This window comes from Microbacterium dauci, from assembly GCF_030065535.1.
Taxonomy (GTDB): Bacteria; Actinomycetota; Actinomycetes; order Actinomycetales; family Microbacteriaceae; genus Microbacterium; species Microbacterium dauci.
On the sequence record NZ_JASJND010000001.1, the window covers coordinates 677946 to 699338 of the forward strand.

Sequence of the window (21393 nt, forward strand, 5' to 3'; positions counted from 1 at the left end):
CGCTCTCGCCGGGGTGGGATGCCGCGTGCGTGGCATCCCACCGCCCGGCGTCCGCCCCCGGCATCCCACCGCCCTGGCGGCGAGAGAACATCTGCGACCCGAGAGAATGGGTGTTACCCGTTCTCTCGGCCGTCGGTTGTGCTCTCGATGGATGCCGCACCGCGACGTCTCGAACCGCGGAGCGAACTGAGCAGCCGGTCGTATGGTGCGAGAGTCTGTATGAGCGAGTGCAGGCGCGGGAGGTCGGGTGCACGCAGCTGCATCAGGCCGTGGCCCAGGAGGAGGTCGCGCAGCGGCCAGACGCGCGCGACATCGATCCAGCCCCAGTGAGCGATTGCGCGGATGCCACCGCCCAGGAGCCTTCTGTCACGGGCATGCCGTTCGCGGAGCAGTGCGGAAGGGTCGCCGAAGCGCCCGTCGTACTTGAACTCGCCGTCCGCTTCGCCGAGGAGTCTCAGGTTCCGCCACCAGAAGTCGCCGCGGTCGATCCGACCACCCTCGGCCGCGAACTCCTGTTGGAGGACGGCCGGTGGGAAGCCCAGCCATTCCAGCGCAGCGTCGCTGATCGACTCGAGGACACTCTCCCGCTGCGCCGACGCGCGGTCGATGACCCACCGCGCATGCGCCCGGCCTCGACTCGTCGTCCGGGTCTCGTTGTCACCGCGGAGGGTTTCCGGCGTCAGCGACGGGTCGCCCCGGAGGGCCGCATCGGCCGCAGCCAACCCGATCGCGTTGTCTCGATACCGCGCGACGCGGGAGTGGTCACGATGAGCCCACCGTCGATGATCAGGTCGGGCATCGTGGTGACCCGATGAGTGCGGATGCCGCCTGACTCGCGAGCAGCGTGGCTTGCGGGGACGAGCACGTGCACGGTGACCGGGTCGCCGATCACCGGCATCCCGAGCAGCGCCGCGGCTGATTCGTGGCAGAACACCGCGTCAGGGTGCGTCAGCGCGACGGCGTGCACACGAACGAGATATCTCTCCCACGGACGGAGCGCCGTCCACGTCACTGTCGGGGTGAAGACTCCCGGGCGCACTCGCACGAGCTCGCCCCGCGCGATGGCTCGCTCGGGGTGAGGAACATCCGCGCGCCGAAGGAGGGTGACGGCGCACGGTGAGATGGCCGGACGGATCGCACGCAGCAGCATCCCGTCATGCTCCCCTCCGGCAAGGTGCGGGCACACAGATGCACGGCGTTGTGGATGCCGCGCGCCGCGGCATCCACGTGTGGAGAAAGCGCCCCACGTCGGCACATGCCCCTCCCAGCACGAGCCGGCGTCCGGCGTCCGACGTCGAGAGAACACCTGCGCCCCGAGGGATCGGGTAGCCGCCGTTCTCTCGGCGCGCACATGTTCTCTCGCGGTCAGACGAGCGGATGCCGCGGACGAGCGGATGCCGCGCGCCCGCCGGGCCGCATTGCGCGCGAGCGGAGGCCGCGCGCGGCGTCACCCGCCAGGCGGGGCGAAGACGCCGGGCCACCAGGCAGCGGCGAGGGGATAGCCCACGAACGCGATCACATCGATCACGACGTGGGCGACGACGAGCGGCATGACGCGGCCCCAGCGGTGGTACACCCAGCCGAAGACGACGCCCATCGCGATGTTGCCGACCAGCGGGCCGAAGCCCTGGTACGTGTGGTAGGCGCCGCGCAGCCCCGCGGTCGACAGGATGATCGTCCACGTGCTCCAGCCGAGCCGACGCAGCCGGTCGAAGAGGTAGCCGACCATGACGACCTCTTCGAGGAGCCCGGCCCGCAGCGCGGCGAGCAGCAGCAGGGGGATCGTCCACCACGACGAGTCCAGCGGCGAGGCATCCACCTGCACGGTGATCCCGAGCGTGCGCCCGAGCGCGTAGAGCCCCAGTCCGGGGATGCCGATCACGGCGACCAGCAAAAGCCCGCCCGAGACGTTCCGCCCGAAGCGCTCGAAGGTCAGCCCGATCTTCCGGAATCCGGATGCCGCCGGCTCCCACAGCAGGTAGATGGCGAGGGCCACCGGTGCGAGTCCGAAGACGTACGCGAGCACCTGTTCCAGCACGTCCCAGAAGGCGGTCGCTCCGGCGCCGGGGTTCAGCGAGGTCTGCTGATCGCCGAGCGGTGCCCGCGTCAGCGCTTCGAGGAGCGAGATGACCGAGTAGACCGCCGACCGGCCGATCGACAGCGTGAGGATGATCGCGATCTCCCACCACAGCCGGCGGTGGTCGGTGGGCTGGGGGAGCGTGGTCATCCCGTCAGGATGCCACGACCGCAGGCACCCGGACGCGTATGCCACCCGTGCACGAACCGACCCGCGACACGCGGTCGAATCGCGCAGAAAAATGTGCGGCGAGGCGTCCGGATTATCAGATTGTCACGTGCCTGTGGCCCTGAGTTAAGGATATGTAACGATTGCCGACCCCGTTTGCCGGGTTCTGGGAGGCCTGCTTAGTGTGTCCGTATCCGTGCCCGGACTGTTTTCAGTGCGGGCGCATAACCCTTGCACAGGAGGAACAGTGAGAATCAGGCGCATCTCGGCTGCGGTGGCGATCACCGCTGCCGGAGCTCTCGCGATCTCGGCGTGCGCGCCGGGTGGAACGGGTACCGACGGCGACGACTCTGGTCTCGTCGAAGGCTCGTCGATCACCGCCGCGTGGAACCAGGCGTTCTACTCGATGAACGGCAACACGTCGTTCGGTAACGCCACCGCGAACAACAACATCAACTACCTGGTGTTGGACGGCTTCAACTACTACAACAACACCCCCGAGCTGGTGCAGAACACCTCCTTCGGCTCCTACGAGCTCGTCTCGGAAGACCCGCTGGTCGTCAAGTACACCGTTGCTGACGGTGTGAAGTGGTCCGACGGCACCGATGTCGACGCCGCCGACCTCCTCCTGAACTGGGCCGCACTGTCGCGTTCGCTCGACACCCCCGACTTCGACCCGGGTGAGTTCACCGACCCCGAGACGGGCGAGTTCACCGACGCGTTCCCGACCGACGTCGTCTACTTCGACTCGGGTGCGACTCCGGACGCCGGCCTCGGCCTCGTCTCGAAGACGCCCGAGATCGGCGACGACGGCAAGTCGATCACCCTCGAGTACGACAAGCCGTTCGTCGACTGGGAGCTCTCGTTCCCGTCGCCGCTCCCGGCGCACGTCGTCGGCAAGAAGGCCCTCGAGGTCGAGGATGCCGCCGAGGCCAAGCAGGCCGTCATCGACGCCATCAACAACGAGGATGCCGCCGCGCTGGCGCCCATCTCGTCGTTCTGGAACGGTGGCTTCAACTTCACCGCGATGCCGGAAGACCCCGACCTCGTCGTCGGCTCGGGCCCCTACGTCATCAGCAACTTCGAGGCGGACCAGTTCATCACGCTGACCGCCAACCCGGAGTACGCGGGCGAGAACACCCCGAACATCGAAGAGATCACGATCCGCTTCATCCCCGACCCGCTCGCTGCGGTGCAGGCGCTGGAGAACGGTGAGGTCGACATCATCCAGCCGCAGGCGACTGCCGACCTGGTGACCGCCCTCGACGCGATCGACAACATCACGGTGAGCACCGGCCTCGGTGGCACCTACGAGCACGTCGACCTGCAGTTCGACAACGGCAAGAACCCCGAGAACATCTTCTCGAACCCGCTTGCCCGTGAGGCGTTCCTCAAGACGATCCCGCGCCAGGAGATCGTCGACACGCTCATCAAGCCGATCATCGGTGACGACGCGATTCTCCGTGACTCGCAGCTGTTCGTCCCGGGTGCTGAGGGCTACGACGACTCGGCTGCCGCCAACACGTCGGCTGACTTCGCCGAGGTCGACATCGAGGGCGCCAAGGCGCTGCTCGAGGAGTCGGGCATCACCGACACCTCGGTCTGCATCCTCTACGCGTCGAACAACCCGCGTCGTGTCAACGAGTTCTCGCTGATCCAGGCGTCGGCTGCTGAGGCCGGCTTCGAGGTCACCGACTGCGGTTCGGAGGACTGGGGCGGCCTGCTGGGCACCCCCGGTGCCTACGACGCTTCGCTCTTCGGCTGGCAGTCGACGAGCCTCGGTGTCACCAACTCGCTGCCGACCTTCCAGACCGGTGCGATCAACAACCTCAACTACTACTCGAACGAGCGTGTGGATGAGATCGTCGCCGAGCTGAACCTGACGTTCGACGCTGCGAAGCAGATCGAGCTGCAGGCGGAGATGGACAAGCTGCTGTGGGAGGACTTCTACGGCGTCACCATCTTCCAGTTCCCCGAGGTCACCGCGTACAGCGACCGCGTGGAGGGCATCGACTCGTCGATCCTCGCCCCGACGGTGTTCTGGAACGCGTGGGACTGGTCGGTCACCGGAGCCGAGTAAGTCGTCCGATCGGGTTCCCCTCACCGTGATCCGGTGAGGGGAACCCGAGGACTGGGGTGCAGGTCCCCTCGGGGACCTGCACCTTCGCTTGTTAGGCTTCTCCACACCGCGCGTCGACGCCGGCCCGATCGGCCTGCGTCACGCTCACCCGATCGACAGGTGGCCGCACCCCCATGGCTTCATTCATTATCCGAAGACTGATCGCCTCAGTCTTCGTGCTTTTCGCAGCGACGTTCCTCATGTACGTCCTGACTTCGCTGGCCGGTGATCCTCTCGAGGAACTCCGGCAGTCGAACGCTCCGAACAAGGAGCAGCTCATCGAGGCGCGAACCAAGCTCCTCAACCTCGATGTTCCCGCACCGCTGCGCTACTTCCTCTGGCTCGGCGGCCTCTTCCGCGGTGACTTCGGTGTCAGCGTGCAGAACCAGCCGGTCAACGCGCTGCTCGCGAACGCGCTGACCTCCACCATCACGCTCGTTACGACCGCGACCATCGTCGCGATCATCCTCGGCATCACCGTCGGCATCGTGTCGGCCCTGCGTCAGTACAGCGGCTTCGACTACACGGTCACGCTGATCTCGTTCCTCTTCTTCTCGCTGCCGATCTTCTGGGTCGCGGTGCTCCTCAAGCAGTACGGCGCGATCCAGGTCAACAACTGGCTCGCCGATCCAGAGATCGCCACGGCAGTGATCGTGGTCGGCGCGATCGTCTCCGGCCTCCTCTGGATGTCCGTCATCGGCGGCACCCTCGCCCGCCGCGCCATCGTCTTCGTGGCGGCAGCCGCCGCGACCGCGGGCGTGCTTGTGTACCTGTCGGTCACGCGCTGGTTCGCCGACCCGGAGATCGGGATCGTCGTGTACGCGATCCTCGCGATCGGTACGGCGTTCGGCATCACCGCCATTTCGACGGGGCTCCGGAACCGGAAGGCCCTGTACGCGTCACTCACCATGGCCGTCGTGGGCATCGCGCTGTACTACCCGGCGATGACGTCGTTCCTCAACGGCATGTCGCTCGGCCTGTTCATCGGGCTCGCGGTCCTCACGGTCGTCGTCGGCGGCGTGACGGGCTGGTTCTTCGGCAAGCCGGACCGCGGACCTGTCATCCGTACCGCGATCTTCACGGCGTTCATTTCCGCGGGTCTTATCGCGCTCGACAAGTACATGTCGTACTGGGCCGCCTACGCGGCATCCGGTCGGGTGCGCGGGCGTCCGATCGCGACCGTCGGTTCGTCGACCCCGAGCCTGGGTGGCAACTTCTGGGTGCAGGGCATCGACCTGTACACCCACCTGTTGCTCCCCACGATCGCGATCATCCTCATCTCGTTCGCGAGCTACACCCGCTACTCGCGGGCGAGCCTGCTCGAGGTTATGAACCAGGACTACATCCGCACGGCACGCGCGAAGGGCCTCACCGAGCGCACCGTCGTCGTGCGTCACGCGTTCCGCAACGCGCTCATCCCGATCACCACGATCATCGCGTTCGACGTGGGTGCCATCGTCGGTGGTGCGGTCATCTCCGAGACCGTCTTCGGCTGGAGCGGCATGGGCCGCCTCTTCGTCGACGGCATCAAGGCGGTGGACCCCAACCCCGTGATGGCCTTCTTCGTCGTGGCCGGCACGCTGGCGGTTGTTTTCAACCTCATTGCTGACCTGGTCTACGCGGCGCTCGACCCCCGAATCAAGGTGAGCTGACATGACCTCCGTCACCCCAGAGCCCGCGAAGACGGGCACCATCAACGCCGAAGCATCCATCGAGCAGCGCGAGACCGAGGGCCTGAGCCAGGGCCAGATCGTCCGGCGACGGTTCTTCCGACACCGCGGCGCGCTCGTCGCGATGTTCGTTCTCGCGTTCATCGTGCTGCTCTCGTTCACCTCGGTGGGCATCAGCCTGTGGGGGATCCGCATCCCCGGCTGGTGGCAGTACACCTGGACGCAGATCCCGCCGGTCGAGAATCGCGGTGCGCCGACGCTGAGTCTCATCCCGGAATGGCTCGGCGGCGACGGGATCCGGTTCGGCAACCACCCGTTCGGACAGGACGAGGTCGGCCGCGACATCTTCGCGGTCGTCATGCGCGGCGCGCAGCAGTCGATCATGGTGATGGTCATCGCCGGTGTCGTCGCGACGATCATCGGTGTCGTCATCGGTGCGCTCGCGGGCTACTACCGCAAGGCGACCGACGCGGTGCTCATGCGCTTCACCGACATCGTCATCACGATCCCGCTGATCGTCATCGGCTCCGTGCTCGGCCGCACGTTCGGCAACCTCGGTGCCGCCGTGCTCGGTGTCATCATCGGCCTGTTCGCGTGGACGACGCTCGCACGTCTCGTGCGCGGTGAGTTCCTGACCCTGCGTGAACGCGAGTTCGTGGATGCCGCGCGCGTCTCAGGTGCCCGCGACCGACGGATCATCTTCCGGCACATCCTCCCGAACGCGATCGGCGTGATCGTCGTCAACGCGACGCTCCTCATGGCCGGTGCGATCCTGCTCGAGTCGGCGCTGAGCTACATCGGCTTCGGTGTGCAGTCGCCCGATACGTCGCTCGGCAAGATCGTCTCCGACAACCAGGCGGCGTTCTCGACGCGTCCGTGGCTGTTCTGGTGGCCCGGTGTGTTCATCATCGCGATCGCCCTGTGCATCAACTTCATCGGCGACGGTCTTCGTGACGCATTCGACCCGCGCCAGAAGAAGATGCCGAGCGCGCGCGCGATGGCGCGTGCCGGTCTGGCGAAGACGGGTGCCGCCGCTCCCGCTGCCGTCGACACCACGCCGTCGACCGATGCGCCGTCGGTCACGATGCCAGGGGCAGCGCCCTACACGGGTGACACCGGTGGCGATCGTGACCCGCGCGCGGAGAACCCGCACGACGGGCGAACGCCCTGATGCTGCTGCTACAGCACGATGCCGATCACCGTGGCGGCCGCGAGCGCGGCCGTCACGATGATCGTCGTCGTGTGCCAGTCGGTGCGGGTCGCACCGGGTTCGGCGCCCGCAGCGAGGGCGCCCGTCTCGGCCAGACGCTCCCATCGGCCGCGGATCAGCTGCGCGAGGTTGCCGCTGGGCACCGACAGCGCGTCGCTGGGACGAAGGCTGCCGTGCGCACCGCGCGCGGTGTCGCCGAGGCCTTGGAAGTCGCTGCGCGACAGGCCCAGCAGTCGGTGGCGCCCAGGCGCGGGGCTCGCCCAGACGCGGACCACGCGGTCGGAGGTGCGCAGGGTCAGCGCCCACTGGGTGTCGACCAGGACGATCGCCGGCCACGGCACGAACTCGGTGCGGAAGACGTTCACGACGGTGATGCCGTGCTCCTCGACGATCAGCTCGGGGCGCCAGAACATCGCCCAGACGAGGACGGCGACGAGGGCCAGGCCCCAGCCGTACCGCACCGCATCCATCACATCGAGCGCGACGAGCGACACCACGCCGATCGCGCAGACCACGACGGTCACAGCGGCGAGCACACGGCTCGCGAGCGGACGGTATCGGACCTGTTCGAACGCCATGACCTCCAGCTTTCCAGATGGGAACACAACGCATGACGCACTCCATGAAGGCAGCCACGGCTCCCGCTGCCTCGGCAGAGACGATCCTCGAGGTCCAGGACCTCGGCGTCGACTTCTGGGTCGAGGGCCAGTTCTACCCCGCCGCCATCGGCATGAACTACCAGCTGCACCGCGGCGAGGTGCTCGCGATCGTCGGTGAGTCCGGCTCGGGAAAGAGCACGAGCTCGATGGCGCTGCTCGGCCTGCTCCCCGAGAACGCCCGTGTGAGCGGCTCGATGAAGCTGCGTGGCCGGGAGATGCAGGGGATGCCGGACGCCGAACTGCGCGCGCTCCGCGGCAACGAGATCTCGGTGATCTTCCAGGAGCCGATGACCGCGCTCAACCCGGTCTACACCGTCGGCTTCCAGATCATGGAGGCGCTCCGCTCGCACGACCGTGAACTCGTTCCGGCCAAGGCCAAGGAGCGCGCGATCGAGCTGCTCCGCATGGTCGAGATGCCGAACCCCGAGCAGTCCTTCCACAAGTACCCGCACCAGTTGTCGGGTGGTCAGCGCCAGCGCGCGATGATCGCCCAGTCGATCTCGTGCGACCCGATGCTGCTCATCGCCGACGAGCCGACGACCGCGCTCGACGTGACGGTCCAGGCCGAGATCCTCGACCTGATGCGCAACCTCCGCACCCGCCTCGACTCCGCGATCATCCTGATCACGCACGACATGGGCGTGGTCGCCGACCTGGCCGACCGCATCATGGTGATGAAGAACGGTGTCGTCGTCGAGTCCGGCTCGGTCGACGAGATCTTCCACGCGCCGCAGCACGAGTACACGAAGTCGCTCCTCGCCTCGGTCCCGCACCTCGGCCTCGGCGTCCTCGAGCCGGTTGAGGCGGGCGTCACGGTCGAGGGCGTGGCATCCGTCGCAGCGATCCGCGAGCACGCGACCGACAAGGTGCAGCCGTCCGAGAGCGGCCAGGCGCCGATCCTCTCGTTCGAGAACGTCGCGATCGAGTACCCGAAGCGTGGGCGGATCCCCGCGTTCCGCGCCGCGGACGGCATCGATCTGCAGGTCTACCCGGGCGAGATCATGGGTCTCGTGGGGGAGTCGGGCTCCGGCAAGACCACCCTCGGTCGCGCTGCGATAGGTCTGCTCCCCATCGCCGAGGGAAAGCTCACGGCGGTCGGCACCGACATCTCGAACGCGTCGCTGAAGGACCTCACGGCGATCCGTCGTCGCACGGGCATCGTGTTCCAGGACCCGGCGTCGTCGCTGAACCCGCGCATGCCGATCGGTCAGTCGATCGGCGAGCCGCTGTTGCTCGCGGGCGAGGCGAGCGGCAAGGAGCTCGACCGTCGCGTCGAGAGCCTGCTCAGCCAGGTCGAGCTGCCGACGTCGTACCGCAACCGCTTCCCGCACGAGCTGTCCGGTGGTCAGAAGCAGCGTGTCGGCATCGCCCGCGCACTCGCGCTGGCGCCCGAGCTCCTCGTCGCCGATGAGCCCACCTCGGCGCTCGACGTGTCGGTGCAGGCCCGCTTCCTCGACCTGCTGCAGGAGTTGCAGCAGCAGCTGAAGTTCGCGTGCCTGTTCATCAGCCACGACCTGGCGGTCGTCGACATCCTCGCGCACCGCATCGCGGTGATGCACCACGGCAAGCTCGTGGAGGTCGGCACGCGTGACCAGATCCTGCGCGGCGCGAAGGATCCGTACACGCAGCGGCTCATCGCGGCGGTGCCGGTGCCCGACCCCGACCAGCAGCGCGCGCGTCGCGAGGCCCGGGCCGCCCTCATCGGCGGCGGCACCGAGCACGTTCCGACGGTGGATGCCGCGCAGCCCGCGACGCCGTCCGAACCCGGTATCGACCAGCGTCGTCACGGCGGAAGCTCGGCGATGGGCCGGTGACGCCGGCTCCCAGCTGAACCGCTTGTAGAATGGGGGTGCACCCGAATCCGGGTCGCACCCCCATTCGCTTTTGTTGAGGACCCTCATGGCCCACGCCCTCCGCTCGGATCTGCGCAATGTCGCGATCGTCGCTCACGTCGACCACGGCAAGACGACGCTCGTCGACGCCATGCTCCGTCAGACCGGCTCGTTCGGCGAACACGCCCACGTCGAAGAGCGCGCGATGGACTCGAACGACCTCGAGCGCGAGAAGGGCATCACGATCCTCGCCAAGAACACGGCGATCACGTACAACGGTGCCCACACCGAGACCCCGATCACGATCAACGTGATCGACACCCCCGGCCACGCCGACTTCGGCGGCGAGGTCGAGCGCGGTCTGTCCATGGTCGACGGCGTCGTGCTCCTCGTCGACGCGTCCGAGGGCCCGCTCCCGCAGACCCGCTTCGTGCTCCGCAAGGCGCTCGAGGCCAAGCTGCCGGTCATCCTCCTCGTCAACAAGACCGACCGTCCCGACGCGCGCATCGCCGAGGTCGAGGAGGAGGCGCACGACCTGCTGCTGGGTCTCGCCTCCGACCTCCAGGACGACGTCCCCGACCTCGACGTCGACGCGCTCCTCGACGTCCCCGTCGTGTACGCCTCGGGTCGCGCCGGCGCGGCATCCCGCACCCGCCCCGACAACGGCGCCCTGCCCGACAACGACGACCTCGAGCCGCTGTTCGAGGCGATCCTCGAGCACGTCCCGGCACCCGCCTACGACGACGAGGCGCCGCTGCAGGCGTGGGTCACAAACCTCGACTCCAGCCCGTTCCTCGGCCGCCTCGCGCTCCTGCGCGTCTTCAACGGCACGCTGAAGAAGGGCCAGACAGTCGCGTGGGTGCGTCACGACGGCACGCACACCAACGCGCGCATCACCGAGCTCCTCAAGACGCAGGCGCTCGAGCGCTTCCCGGCCGAGTCGGCCGGCCCCGGTGACATCGTCGCCATCGCCGGTATCGAGAACATCACCATCGGTGAGACCATCGCCGACCCCGAGGACGTCCGCCCGCTCCCCGCGATCACCGTCGACGACCCCGCGATCTCGATGACGATCGGCACGAACACGTCGCCCCTCATGGGCAAGGTCAAGGGCCACAAGCTCACGGCGCGCATGGTCAAGGACCGCCTCGACCGCGAGCTCATCGGCAACGTCTCGCTCAAGGTCGTCGACATCGGCAAGCCCGACGCGTGGGAGGTGCAGGGCCGCGGCGAGCTCGCCCTCGCGATCCTCGTCGAGAACATGCGCCGCGAAGGCTTCGAGCTCACCGTCGGCAAGCCGCAGGTCGTCACCCGTCGTGACGAGAACGGCAAGCTGACCGAGCCGTTCGAGCACCTCACGATCGACGCTCCCGAAGAGCACCTCGGCGCGATCACGCAGCTCATGGCCGGTCGCAAGGGCCGCATGGAGACGATGACCAACCATGGCACCGGCTGGGTGCGCATGGAGTTCGTCGTTCCCTCGCGCGGCCTCATCGGCTTCCGCAGCGAGTTCCTCACCATCACCCGCGGCACCGGCATCGCCAACGCCATCTCGCACGGCTACGACGAGTGGGCCGGCGCGATCTCCACCCGCCAAAACGGCTCGATCGTCGCCGACCGCGCCGGCGTCGTCACGCCCTTCGCGATGATCGCCCTCCAGGAGCGCATGAGCTTCTTCGTGCAGCCGACCGAAGAGGTCTACGAGGGCATGGTCATCGGCGAGAACTCGCGCGCCGACGACATGGACGTCAACATCACCAAGGAGAAGAAGCTCACGAACATGCGTTCGTCGACGTCGGACTCCTTCGAGTCGATGACGCCGCCCCGCGTGCTCACCCTCGAGGAGAGCCTCGAGTTCGCCCGCGACGACGAATGCGTCGAGGTCACGCCCGAGAAGGTCCGTATCCGCAAGGTCGAGCTGGACGCGACCATCCGTGGCCGCGTGGCCTCGCAGCGCAAGCGCCAGGACGCGAACGCCTGACCTCCGGAGGGCCCGATGGCGGGTGACTCGTCGCCCGTGCGTCGGGCGTGGCGCGACGCCGTCGGTGTCGCGGTCGCGACGAGCGCGTACGGCGTGTCGTTCGGCGCGCTCGCGGTGGCGTCGGGACTCGGCGTCTGGCAAACCTGCGTCCTGAGTCTCCTGATGTTCACCGGCGGCTCGCAGTTCGCGTTCGTCGGCGTCATCGGCGGGGGAGGACTGCCGATCGCGGCGGTCGCCTCGGCGGGTCTTCTCGGCATCCGCAACGTCGCCTACGGTCTGCGGATGTCGCCGGTCGTCGGGAACGGATTCTGGCGCCGGGCCGCGGCATCCCACTTCACGATCGACGAGTCGACCGCGGTCTCGCTCGCGCAGACGGATGCCGCGGCCAAGCGCGTCGGCTTCTGGGTGACCGGGATCGGCATCTACCTGGGGTGGAACCTGTCGACGCTCGTCGGCGCGCTGCTGGGCGACGTGCTCGGTGACGTCCGTGCGTACGGGCTGGACGCTGCGGCGGCCGCCGCGTTCCTCGCGCTGCTGTGGCCACGGCTGCGCGGACGCCAGCCGATCGCTGTCGCCGCTGCGGCCGCCGTCGTCGCGGCGGTGCTGACGCCGGCGCTCATGCCGGGGCTGCCCGTGCTCGTCGCCGCGGTCGTGGCCCTCGTCGTGGGCTGGACGAACCTGGGTGGACCGAAGGCGGGCGACGACGTCCGCCCGGTGGAGCCGGGGGAGGTGCGCCCGTGACGCTGTGGACCTCGCTCCTGCTCGCCTCGATCGTGTGCGTCGCGCTGAAGACGGTCGGCTACCTCGTGCCGCCCCGCTGGTTCGACGCGCCGAGGCCGACACGGACCATCGATCTGCTGACGGTCGCGCTCTTGGCGGCGCTCGTCGTGGTGCAGACACTCGGGGCGGCGCAGGCGATCGTCCTCGACGCCCGCGTGCCGGCGATCCTGGTGGCCGCGGGGCTCCTCATGGTGCGGGCACCGTTCCTCGCTGTCGTGGTCGCCGCTGCGTTGGTGGCGGCGGGGCTCCGCGCCGCCGGGTTCGCAGCGTGAGCTCGGCCGTGGCTTTCTAGACTGGTCCCGTGAACCCGCTCTTCGCCCGCATCGCGACCTGGCTCGTCGCCGCCGTCCTCGGCTTCGTCTACGGCGTCGCGTGCGTGATCGGCCAGGCCGCGATGTGGGGTGTCCTGCCGGTCGGGCTGATCACGGCCATCGTCGGGCTGGCGGCGATGCTCGTCGCCATCCGCGTCCTCACGGGGGAGCGGGCGACCGCACTCGCAGCCGGGATCGGTGCGCTGGCGGCGACGGTGATCCTTTCGGGTCGCGGTCCCGGTGGGTCGATCGTCGTCCCCGCCGCGCCAGAGGGTGAGATCACCACGGGGGTCATCTGGACCATCGTCGTCCCGCTCATCGCCGCGATCGTGGTGGCCTGGCCCTCGGCGTCCTCCCTGCGACCGACGAACTAGACTTCTGGGGTGACGTATGTGATCGCCCTGCCGTGCGTGGATGTGAAGGATCGTGCCTGCATCGACGAATGCCCCGTCGACTGCATCTACGAGGGTGAGCGATCGCTCTACATCCACCCGGACGAGTGCGTCGATTGCGGTGCGTGCGAGCCGGTCTGCCCGGTCGAGGCCATCTACTACGAGGACGACCTCCCGGCGGAGTGGCAGGACTACTACAACGCGAACGTCGAGTTCTTCGAGGACATCGGCTCGCCCGGCGGCGCCGCGAAGGTCGGTGTGATCGCGAAGGATCACCCGGTCATCTCCGCGCTCCCGCCGCAGGCCCACTGAGTCGCCGCGCATGAGCGTCCGCGATCTCGCCGACTACCCCTGGGATGCCGTCGCCCCGTATGCCGCGCGTGCCCGCGCCCACGCGGATGGCATCGTCGACCTGTCGATCGGCTCTCCGGTCGATCCCACGCCGGCGGTCGTCGCGGCAGCGCTGAGCGCCGCCACCGACGCCCACGCATACCCGCAGACGGTCGGCACCCCTGCACTGCGCGAGGCCATCGCCGCCTGGTATGCGCGTCGCCGCGGTGTTCCGGGACTCACGCCCGCGCACATCCTTCCGACCGTCGGCTCGAAGGAGCTGGTGGCGCTCCTGCCGCTGCTCCTCGCCCTCGGCCCCGGCGACGTCGTCGTCCACCCGCGTGCCGCGTATCCGTCGTACGAGGTCGGCGCGCGCCTGGTCGGTGCGACCCCGCTCGCGGCCGACGACCCCGACGAATGGCCGGCCGCGACCCGCCTCGTGTGGCTCAACTCACCGGGCAACCCCGACGGCAGCGTCCTCGGCGTCGACGAGCTCCGTCGGGCCGTGGCCCGCGCACGCGAGCTCGGCGCCGTCGTGGCATCCGACGAATGCTATGCGGAGCTCGGCTGGGACGGACCGTGGGCGGATGCCGCGGTCCCCAGCGTCCTCGATCCGCGTGTGACCGACGGCGACCTCACCGGTCTCCTCTCGGTGTACTCGCTCAGCAAGCAGTCGAACCTCGCCGGCTACCGGGCCGCGTTCCTCGCGGGCGACGCGTCGATCGTGGAACCGCTGCTGACGGCGCGCAAGCATCTCGGTCTCATGGTGCCGGCGCCCGTGCAGGCGGCGATGGTTGCAGCCCTCGAGGACGACGAGCACGTCGACGCGCAGCGCGAGCGCTACCGTGCGCGTCGCGACACGCTCCGCCCTGCGCTCGAGGCGGCCGGGTTCCGCATCGACCACAGTGAAGGCGGACTCTACCTGTGGGCCACCGCCGGCGAAGACGCGTGGGACTCGATCGCGCGGCTCGCGGAGCTCGGCATCCTGGCCGGACCCGGACACTTCTACGGGTCGCATTTCCCGCAGCACGTGCGGTTCTCGCTCACCGCGTCTGATGAGCGGATCGCGGCGGCGGCCCAGCGACTGCTCGCTTCGTAGCATTCCTCACACGAATCGGTCGATCCGTTGGCGAGGTCAGGAGACGCGCTCGCACACCGATAGGCTGTAAAGACCGCTCCCGACGACCGCAAGGAGGCTTCGTGACGAACGCGGACACCCCTCAGATCGCCACCGTGACCGTTGGTGACAAGACCGCGGAACTTCCGCTCGTCTCAGGAAGCGAGGGCGTCCCGAGCGTCGACTTCTCGACGTTCACGAAGCAGACCGGCCACACGGCGCTCGACTACGGATTCGTCAACACCGCCTCGACGAAGTCGGCGATCACCTACATCGACGGCGACCAGGGCATCCTGCGCTATCGCGGCTACCCGATCGAGCAGCTCGCGAAGCACAGCAGCTACCTCGAGGTCGCGTGGCTGCTGCTTTACGGCGAGCTCCCGACCGCCGACCAGCTCGGCGAGTGGGACGAGAAGATCCGTCGCCACACGCTCCTCCACGAAGACCTCAAGCACTTCTTCTCGGCGTTGCCGCACACCGCGCACCCGATGTCGGTGCTCTCGGCCGCGACCGCCGCGCTCTCGACCTACTACGAGGGCCAGAGCGATCCGGGCAACCCCGAGCACGTCGAGCTGAACACCATCCGCATGCTCGCGAAACTGCCCGTCATCGCGGCGTACGCGCACAAGAAGAGCATCGGCCAGGCGTTCCTGTACCCCGACAACTCGCTGAGCTTCGTCGACAACTTCCTGAAGTTGAACTTCGGCAACCACGCCGAGCCCTACGAGATCAACCCGGTCATGTCGCGGGCGCTCGAGCGGCTGCTCATCCTCCACGAGGACCACGAGCAGAACGCCTCGACGTCGACCGTCCGCCTCGTCGGCTCGACCGGTGCGAACCAGTTCTCGTCGATCTCTGCTGGGATCAACGCCCTGTACGGTCCGCTCCACGGTGGTGCGAACGAGGCTGTGCTCGACATGCTCGCGCGCATCCGCGACTCCGGCGAGAGCGTGCAGCGGTTCGTCGAGCGCGTCAAGAACAAGGAAGACGGCGTGAAGCTCATGGGCTTCGGGCACCGCGTCTACAAGAACTACGACCCGCGCGCCAAGCTCGTCAAGGAGTCGGCCGACGAGGTGCTGCGCGAACTCGGTGTCGAAGACCCGCTGCTCGCCCTCGCGAACGAGCTCGAAGAGATCGCCCTCAACGACGACTACTTCAAGGAGCGCCGTCTCTACCCGAACGTCGATTTCTACACCGGCGTCATCTACAAGGCGATGGGCTTCCCGACCCGCATGTTCACCCCGCTGTTCGCGATCGGCCGCCTGCCCGGCTGGCTCGCGCACTGGCGCGAGATGCAGTACGACCCGCAGACGAAGATCGGTCGTCCGCAGCAGCTCTACGTGGGCGCCGGCGAGCGGGACTACCCGACCGAGGCCTGACTGTCCGCAGCACGAAGCGCCCGCGCCCTCTCCGAGGGGTGGGCGCTTCGTCGTGCCGATCCACGCGGAATCGCCATTGCAGGGCTACGCTGAGCGCATGAGACAGCTCTGGGGGGAGTTCATTCCGGTCGACGGGTTCTACGGGGAGGGTGAGTTCGTGCCGGTGAACCCCGAGTTCGACACGGGGTTCGAGGCTGCGGCCGCCGGCTTCAACGCGATGTTCGGACTCGTGCTCGTCCTCGTCGTGGCGGGGATCATCGTCTCGATCGTGGTCGGGTTCCGCAAGTACCGGATCCTGAAGAACGCCGGCATCGATCCGTTGACCGTGGATGCCGCGATCGCGGCGAAGGTCCTGCGGAGCGACGCATTGGCAGAACGGCAGCAGCCGACGCTCGAACCGTCACTCGAGCAGCGCCTGCTCGAACTCGACGACTTGCACGCCCGCGGCGTCATCTCGGACGAGGAGCACCGCGAGGCACGGGCCGCCGCGCTCCGCGGCTGACCCTCGTCCGTTTACGCACGACTCTGGGGCTTTCAGATCGATGAGAACCCCGAAAACCGTTCGTAAACGGAGGGACGCTCAGGCGTGGAGGTCGGCGTTCAGCGTGACGCCGACGCCCTCGCGCCGCACCGCTTCCACGGCACCCGTGAGCGAGTTGCGGCGGAAGAGGATACCGTGCTGGCCGGACAGGTCGGCGCCCTTCACGACCGGGCGCGAGCCGTCGTGCAGGGGCGCTTCGGCGGACAGCACGATCTTCGTGCCGGCGGTGACGTAGAGGCCCGCCTCGACGATGCAGTCGTCGCCGAGCGAGATGCCGATGCCGGCGTTCGCGCCGAGCAGCGTGCGAGCGCCGATCGACACGCGGTGGGTGCCGCCGCCCGACAGCGTGCCCATGATCGAGGCGCCGCCGCCGATGTCACTGCCGTCGCCGACGACGACACCCTGCGAGATGCGTCCCTCGACCATAGAGGCGCCGAGCGTGCCCGCGTTGAAGTTGACGAAGCCCTCGTGCATGACGGTGGTGCCGGATGCCAGGTGCGCACCGAGCCGCACCCGCGAGGCATCCGCAATTCGAACACCCGACGGCACCACGTAGTCGGTGAGGCGCGGGAACTTGTCGAGCCCCTGCACCTGGATGCCGGCGCGGACGAGGCCCGGGCGCAGCCGCTCGAGGTCGTCCGGGTGGACCGGGCCGGCGTTCGTCCACGCGACGTTCGGGAGGTGCCCGAAGATTCCGGTCAGGTCGACGTCGTTCGGCTGCACGAGGCGGTGCGAGAGCGCATGCAACCGCAGGTATGCGTCGGAGGTCGAGGTCGGCGCGGCATCCAGATCGATGTCGACGACGACCACCTCGACGACGACGCCTCGGCGCTCGTCGGCGCCCGCGTGCGGCTCGAGCGAGGACACGTCGGGGGAGTCCGGAGCGGCTCCCAGCGCGGGGGAGGGGAACCAGGTGTCGAGCACCGTCCCGTCCGTCCGCTTCGTGGCCAGACCGATACCCCACACGCGACGCAGTTCACTCACCAGTCCAGGCTACCGGCCCCGCCCGGGCGACCACGCCGGTCGGGGCTCACGGCCCGTCGTTAGACTCGGTCCATGCCCGTGCTCGACCTCACCGCTTCGTCCGTCGACCTCACCCGAACGATCTGCGACATCCCGAGTGTCTCGGGCGATGAGACGCCCCTTGCCGACGCGATCTTCGCCGCTGTCGACGGCCTCGACCACCTCGAGGTCACCCGCCACGGCGACACGATCGTCGCGCGGACGAACCTCGGGCGCGCGCAGCGCGTCGCGATCGCCGGGCACATCGACACGGTCCCCATCAACGGCAATGTCCCGACCCGCGACGTCGATGTCGACGGGCAGCCCTTCATCTGGGGACGCGGCACCGTCGACATGAAGGCCGGCGTCGCGGTGCAGTTGAAGCTCGCCGCGGAGCTCACCGACCCCCGCGTCGACATCACCTGGATGTGGTACGACCACGAAGAGGTCGCCGCCGAGCTCAACGGCCTCACCCGCCTCGCGGCATCCCGTCCCGACCTGTTCGAGGCCGACTTCGCGATCCTCGGGGAACCGTCGAACGGGCAGGTTGAAGGCGGGTGCAACGGCAACCTCCGCGCGATCGTCCGGACCTCGGGCGTCCGCGCGCACAGCGCGCGCGCCTGGATCGGCGAGAACGCCATCCACAAGGCCGCGCCGATCCTGGCCAGGCTCGCCGAGTACCGGCCGCGCGAGGTCGAGGTCGAGGGGCTCGTCTACCGCGAGGGGCTCAACGCCGTCCGCATCGGCGGCGGCATCGCCGGGAACGTCATCCCCGACGCCTGCGAGGTCGAGGTGAACTACCGCTTCGCCCCGAGCAAGGACGGTGCGGCGGCCGAAGCGCACATCCGCGACGTGCTTGCGGGCTTCGACGTCGAGATCGTCGACCTGGCGGAGGGCGCGCGCCCCGGTCTCGACGCGCCGCTTGCACAGGAGTTCGTCGCCGCGGTCGGCGCCGTGCCGCAGCCCAAGTACGGGTGGACCGACGTCGCCCGCTTCTCGGCCATGGGTGTGCCCGCCGTGAACTACGGCCCCGGCGACCCGCACCTGGCGCACCACGACGAAGAGCGCGTGCCGCTCTCGCAGATCGAGGACGTCGAGCGGGGGCTCCGCGCGTGGCTCACCGGCGCCTGAGGTCGCCGCTCGCCGTCTGGGGCTTCATCGCGGTCGTCTACGTCGCCGCGCGCCTGCTGACGACGGGGCTGTTCTGGATCGCCGCCGAGCTTTCGGGTCCGAACTCGCGCTTCGGTGCGGATGCCACGATCGGCTCGCTCGCGCTGGGCTGGGACGGCCAGTGGTACTGGCTCATCGCGGTGTCGGGATACCCGACCGAGCTGCCGGTGAACGATGCGGGGGTGGTCGCCGAGAACGGCTGGGCGTTCATGCCGATCTACCCGTACCTCGCGAACGCGCTGGGGACGCTGCTCGGGGGCTACCCCACGGGAGCGCTCGTCCTGTCGCTGGTCGCGGGGTACGCGGCATCCGTGGTGCTCTTCTTCCTGCTCCGGAAGCGGATCGGCGACGTCGCCGCCGTCTGGGCGGTGGTCTTCTTCGCGAACGGACCGCTCGCGGCGCTGTTCCAGATGGGCTACGCGGAGTCGCTGTTCCTCGTCTGGCTGCTGCTCGCGCTCCTCGCGCTGTCGAAGCGGTCGTTCGGCTGGCTGTACCTGCTCATCCCACTGATGGGCTACACGCGCCCGGGCGTCCTCGCGTTCGCGCTCCTGCTCGGCCTGTACGGCATCGTGCGGTGGTTCCGTCGCCGCGCCGACCCGCTGCCGACGCGGCAGATCGTGCACATCGTGGCGCTCGGCGCGCTGGCGTGCGCGGTCGGGTTCTCATGGCAGGTGTTCGCCGCGATCGCGACCGGCGACCCGACCGCGTACATGGAGACCGAGCTGGCGTGGCGACGAAGCTGGGTCGGCCCGGAGGAGGGCTTCGTACCGTTCAGCGGCTTCCTCACTGCGACCGCAGTGTGGTTCGGTCTGTGGGGGCTGCCCGAAGCGCTCGGGTACGTCGTGCTCGGCATCCTCGTCGCAGCCATCGCCGGCGCGTTGCTGTTCGCACCCGCGGTGCGGAAGCTCGGCGGCGAGGTCAGGCTCTGGTCGGCCAGCTACCTCGTCTACCTGCTGCTCGTCTTCTTCCCGCAGTCGAGCACCTTCCGGCTCCTGCTCCCGCTGACGCCGCTCGCCGGGGCCGTCGCGGTGCCGACATCGCGGTGGTGGCGCATCGGTGTGCTCGTCGCGTGCATCGCCGGACAGTGGTGGTGGATCCACGAGATGCTCGCCCTCGGTGACACCTACTACCGCATTCCCTGAGGTCGCGGCCCCGCGATGCGGGGTGCGCTGAGTGTCGCGTCAGATGACACCGGATGCCACCGACCGGTGGCGCGAGGCGAACCGGTTCAGCCCATTGGGTAGACTTGTTCGGTAGGCCGAAGACGAAAGGGAGCCCCACCATGGCAGCCATGAAGCCGCGCACCGGAGACGGACCTATGGAGGCCGTCAAGGAGGGCCGCCTCATCATCGTGCGTGTCCCGCTCGAAGGGGGCGGACGACTCGTCGTGTCCGTGAACGACGACGAGGCGAAGGAACTCCACAGCGTCCTGGCGGGTGTCGTCGGCGCAGCCTGACACCACAACGCAATCGAACGGCCGGTCGGGGGATCGGCCGTTCGGCGTTTCCGGGGGTCCTTCCGGCGTCAGCCCTCGGTCGCGACGGTCGTGAGCTGGAGCAGCCCTTCGCCGACGATCGAGAGTGCCCCGAGGACGGCGGGGGAGGACTGCGTCTCCTGGATGAGCGATCGGAACGCGCTCTCGAGCGGACCGCGTCGCACCGGGTCGGCCACGGCACCGCCCGCGAGGACGCGCGGCACCAGCACCGTGCCCCCGGCGCGGACGAGTCGCAGGCCGTGCTCGACGTACTCGATGACGCCCTCGACGTCGGCGTCGACGAGGACGATGTCGTACGAGGCCTCGTTCATGCGGGGGAGGACATCCGCCGCGCGGCCGGAGATGAACCGGGCGCGTGCGGCCGGGATCTTCGCGTCGGCGAACGCGGAGCGCGCCACGGCGAGGTGCTCGGGCTCCTTGTCGATGGTGGTGAGTGTCGCGCGGGGTGAGCCGCGCAGCAGCCAGAGCCCCGAGACGCCGCCACCGGTGCCGATCTCGACGATGTTGAGCGCCCGGCTGGCCGCGGCGATGACCGCGCACTGCGCGCCGACGGCGGCACTGATCGGGTCGGCGCCGATCTCGAGTGCGTGCGCGCGAGCGCGCGCGATCGCGTCGGGTTCGACGATCGACTCGTCTGCGAACCTGCGGGTGGCGTCGTATTCGCCCATAGCTGGACCTCCGATCACAGCCTAGGTCGCGACGTGCCGCGAACGGCTCAGGCGCACGGGTAACCTGAGAGGCATGTCGAATGGGCTCGATCTGGAGAAGATCCTCCTCATCGCGCTCATCGCCGCCGTCCTGCTCGGACCCGAGCGACTGCCGGGGTACGCCGCGAGCCTCGGCCGCTTCGCGAGGCGCGTGCGGGAGTGGCTCGACGGCGCCCGTTCCCGGGTGCGCGACGAGATGGGCGACGAGTTCGACGAGATCGAGTGGCGCAAGCTCGACCCGCGGCAGTACGACCCGCGCCGGATCATCCGAGAGGCGCTGATCGACGACGCACCGGTCAAGCCGGTCGCGACGACGCCGGCGGTGGCCGCAGCCGCGTCGGCGGCTGGGACGCCTGGGATCGCAACCGCGACACCCGCGATCCCGACCACCCCCGTCGCACCGCGGCCGGCCGACGCGCCGCCGCCGTTCGACGCCGAAGCGACCTGACAGCG

The 21393-nt window shown here is 68.8% G+C and carries 22 protein-coding genes; 16 read left to right on the forward strand and 6 right to left on the reverse strand.

What is annotated here, in order from left to right:
- Positions 1–113: 113 nt before the first annotated feature.
- The 3 genes from QNI14_RS03260 to QNI14_RS03270 form a co-directional block, all read right to left on the reverse strand.
- Positions 114–722: a hypothetical protein gene (locus tag QNI14_RS03260; RefSeq protein WP_283714773.1), complete on the reverse strand. Its 609-nt coding sequence runs from the start codon at positions 720–722 to the stop codon at positions 114–116.
- Positions 680–1150: a hypothetical protein gene (locus QNI14_RS03265; RefSeq protein WP_283714774.1), complete on the reverse strand. Its 471-nt coding sequence runs from the start codon at positions 1148–1150 to the stop codon at positions 680–682. Before QNI14_RS03265 ends, QNI14_RS03260 begins: the two co-directional genes overlap by 43 nt.
- A gap of 297 nt (positions 1151–1447) precedes the next feature.
- The gene (locus QNI14_RS03270) at positions 1448–2227 is read right to left on the reverse strand and encodes a CPBP family intramembrane glutamic endopeptidase (RefSeq protein ID WP_283714775.1); all 780 of its coding nucleotides are present in this window, start codon (positions 2225–2227) and stop codon (positions 1448–1450) included.
- A gap of 265 nt (positions 2228–2492) precedes the next feature.
- Between QNI14_RS03270 and QNI14_RS03275 the strand changes: the two genes are divergently transcribed.
- The 3 genes from QNI14_RS03275 to QNI14_RS03285 all read left to right on the forward strand — a co-directional run bounded on the left by QNI14_RS03275 (position 2493) and on the right by QNI14_RS03285 (position 7205).
- Complete coding sequence (locus QNI14_RS03275; RefSeq protein ID WP_283714776.1) at positions 2493–4325, forward strand: ABC transporter family substrate-binding protein; 1833 nt, start codon at positions 2493–2495, stop codon at positions 4323–4325.
- 173 nt (positions 4326–4498) lie between these two features.
- A complete protein-coding gene (locus tag QNI14_RS03280) occupies positions 4499–6016 on the forward strand; it encodes an ABC transporter permease (protein ID WP_283714777.1) in 1518 nt (505 codons plus the stop codon).
- 1 nt (position 6017) lies between these two features.
- A complete protein-coding gene (locus QNI14_RS03285; RefSeq protein WP_283714779.1) occupies positions 6018–7205 on the forward strand; it encodes an ABC transporter permease in 1188 nt (395 codons plus the stop codon).
- Between the two features lie 8 nt (positions 7206–7213).
- Here the strand turns inward: QNI14_RS03285 and QNI14_RS03290 are convergent, their stop codons facing one another.
- The gene (locus QNI14_RS03290) at positions 7214–7822 is read right to left on the reverse strand and encodes a PH domain-containing protein (protein WP_283714780.1); all 609 of its coding nucleotides are present in this window, start codon (positions 7820–7822) and stop codon (positions 7214–7216) included.
- A gap of 32 nt (positions 7823–7854) precedes the next feature.
- Between QNI14_RS03290 and QNI14_RS03295 the strand changes: the two genes are divergently transcribed.
- From QNI14_RS03295 to QNI14_RS03335, 9 genes are all read left to right on the forward strand, one after another.
- Positions 7855–9717, forward strand: coding sequence for a dipeptide ABC transporter ATP-binding protein (locus QNI14_RS03295; protein WP_283714781.1), 1863 nt, complete (start codon positions 7855–7857; stop codon positions 9715–9717).
- A gap of 85 nt (positions 9718–9802) precedes the next feature.
- Complete coding sequence (gene typA, locus QNI14_RS03300; protein ID WP_283714782.1) at positions 9803–11716, forward strand: translational GTPase TypA; 1914 nt, start codon at positions 9803–9805, stop codon at positions 11714–11716.
- A 15-nt stretch (positions 11717–11731) separates the two neighbouring features.
- Positions 11732–12457: an AzlC family ABC transporter permease gene (locus tag QNI14_RS03305; protein WP_283714783.1), complete on the forward strand. Its 726-nt coding sequence runs from the start codon at positions 11732–11734 to the stop codon at positions 12455–12457.
- Positions 12454–12768 carry an AzlD domain-containing protein gene (locus tag QNI14_RS03310; RefSeq protein WP_283714784.1) on the forward strand — a complete coding sequence of 105 codons (315 nt, stop codon included), beginning with the start codon at positions 12454–12456 and terminating at the stop codon, positions 12766–12768. Before QNI14_RS03305 ends, QNI14_RS03310 begins: the two co-directional genes overlap by 4 nt.
- A gap of 29 nt (positions 12769–12797) precedes the next feature.
- Positions 12798–13181 carry a histidinol dehydrogenase gene (locus QNI14_RS03315; protein WP_283714786.1) on the forward strand — a complete coding sequence of 128 codons (384 nt, stop codon included), beginning with the start codon at positions 12798–12800 and terminating at the stop codon, positions 13179–13181.
- Between the two features lie 9 nt (positions 13182–13190).
- Complete coding sequence (fdxA, locus tag QNI14_RS03320; RefSeq protein ID WP_283714787.1) at positions 13191–13511, forward strand: ferredoxin; 321 nt, start codon at positions 13191–13193, stop codon at positions 13509–13511.
- A gap of 10 nt (positions 13512–13521) precedes the next feature.
- Positions 13522–14628 (forward strand): succinyldiaminopimelate transaminase, encoded by a 1107-nt coding sequence (dapC, locus tag QNI14_RS03325; protein ID WP_283714788.1) that lies wholly within the window; start codon positions 13522–13524, stop codon positions 14626–14628.
- 101 nt (positions 14629–14729) lie between these two features.
- Positions 14730–16025, forward strand: coding sequence for a citrate synthase (locus QNI14_RS03330; RefSeq protein WP_283714790.1), 1296 nt, complete (start codon positions 14730–14732; stop codon positions 16023–16025).
- A 97-nt stretch (positions 16026–16122) separates the two neighbouring features.
- A complete protein-coding gene (locus QNI14_RS03335; protein ID WP_283714792.1) occupies positions 16123–16527 on the forward strand; it encodes an SHOCT domain-containing protein in 405 nt (134 codons plus the stop codon).
- Positions 16528–16605: 78 nt separating this feature from the next.
- Here the strand turns inward: QNI14_RS03335 and dapD are convergent, their stop codons facing one another.
- Entirely contained in the window at positions 16606–17550 is a 945-nt protein-coding gene (gene dapD / locus QNI14_RS03340; RefSeq protein ID WP_283714793.1) for a 2,3,4,5-tetrahydropyridine-2,6-dicarboxylate N-succinyltransferase, read from the reverse strand.
- A 72-nt stretch (positions 17551–17622) separates the two neighbouring features.
- Between dapD and dapE the strand changes: the two genes are divergently transcribed.
- The 3 genes from dapE to QNI14_RS03355 all read left to right on the forward strand — a co-directional run bounded on the left by dapE (position 17623) and on the right by QNI14_RS03355 (position 20194).
- Complete coding sequence (gene dapE / locus QNI14_RS03345; RefSeq protein ID WP_283714795.1) at positions 17623–18699, forward strand: succinyl-diaminopimelate desuccinylase; 1077 nt, start codon at positions 17623–17625, stop codon at positions 18697–18699.
- Positions 18681–19880 carry a hypothetical protein gene (locus QNI14_RS03350; RefSeq protein ID WP_283714796.1) on the forward strand — a complete coding sequence of 400 codons (1200 nt, stop codon included), beginning with the start codon at positions 18681–18683 and terminating at the stop codon, positions 19878–19880. The genes dapE and QNI14_RS03350 overlap by 19 nt, the downstream gene beginning before the upstream one ends.
- A gap of 140 nt (positions 19881–20020) precedes the next feature.
- On the forward strand, positions 20021–20194 hold the full coding sequence (locus QNI14_RS03355; protein WP_184216798.1) for a DUF3117 domain-containing protein: 174 nt from the start codon (positions 20021–20023) through the stop codon (positions 20192–20194).
- 68 nt (positions 20195–20262) lie between these two features.
- Here the strand turns inward: QNI14_RS03355 and QNI14_RS03360 are convergent, their stop codons facing one another.
- Positions 20263–20901 (reverse strand): O-methyltransferase, encoded by a 639-nt coding sequence (locus QNI14_RS03360; RefSeq protein ID WP_283714805.1) that lies wholly within the window; start codon positions 20899–20901, stop codon positions 20263–20265.
- A 73-nt stretch (positions 20902–20974) separates the two neighbouring features.
- On the opposite strand from QNI14_RS03360, the gene QNI14_RS03365 reads away from it, so the two are divergent.
- Complete coding sequence (locus QNI14_RS03365) at positions 20975–21388, forward strand: twin-arginine translocase TatA/TatE family subunit (RefSeq protein WP_283714807.1); 414 nt, start codon at positions 20975–20977, stop codon at positions 21386–21388.
- The last annotated feature ends 5 nt before the right edge of the window (positions 21389–21393 follow it).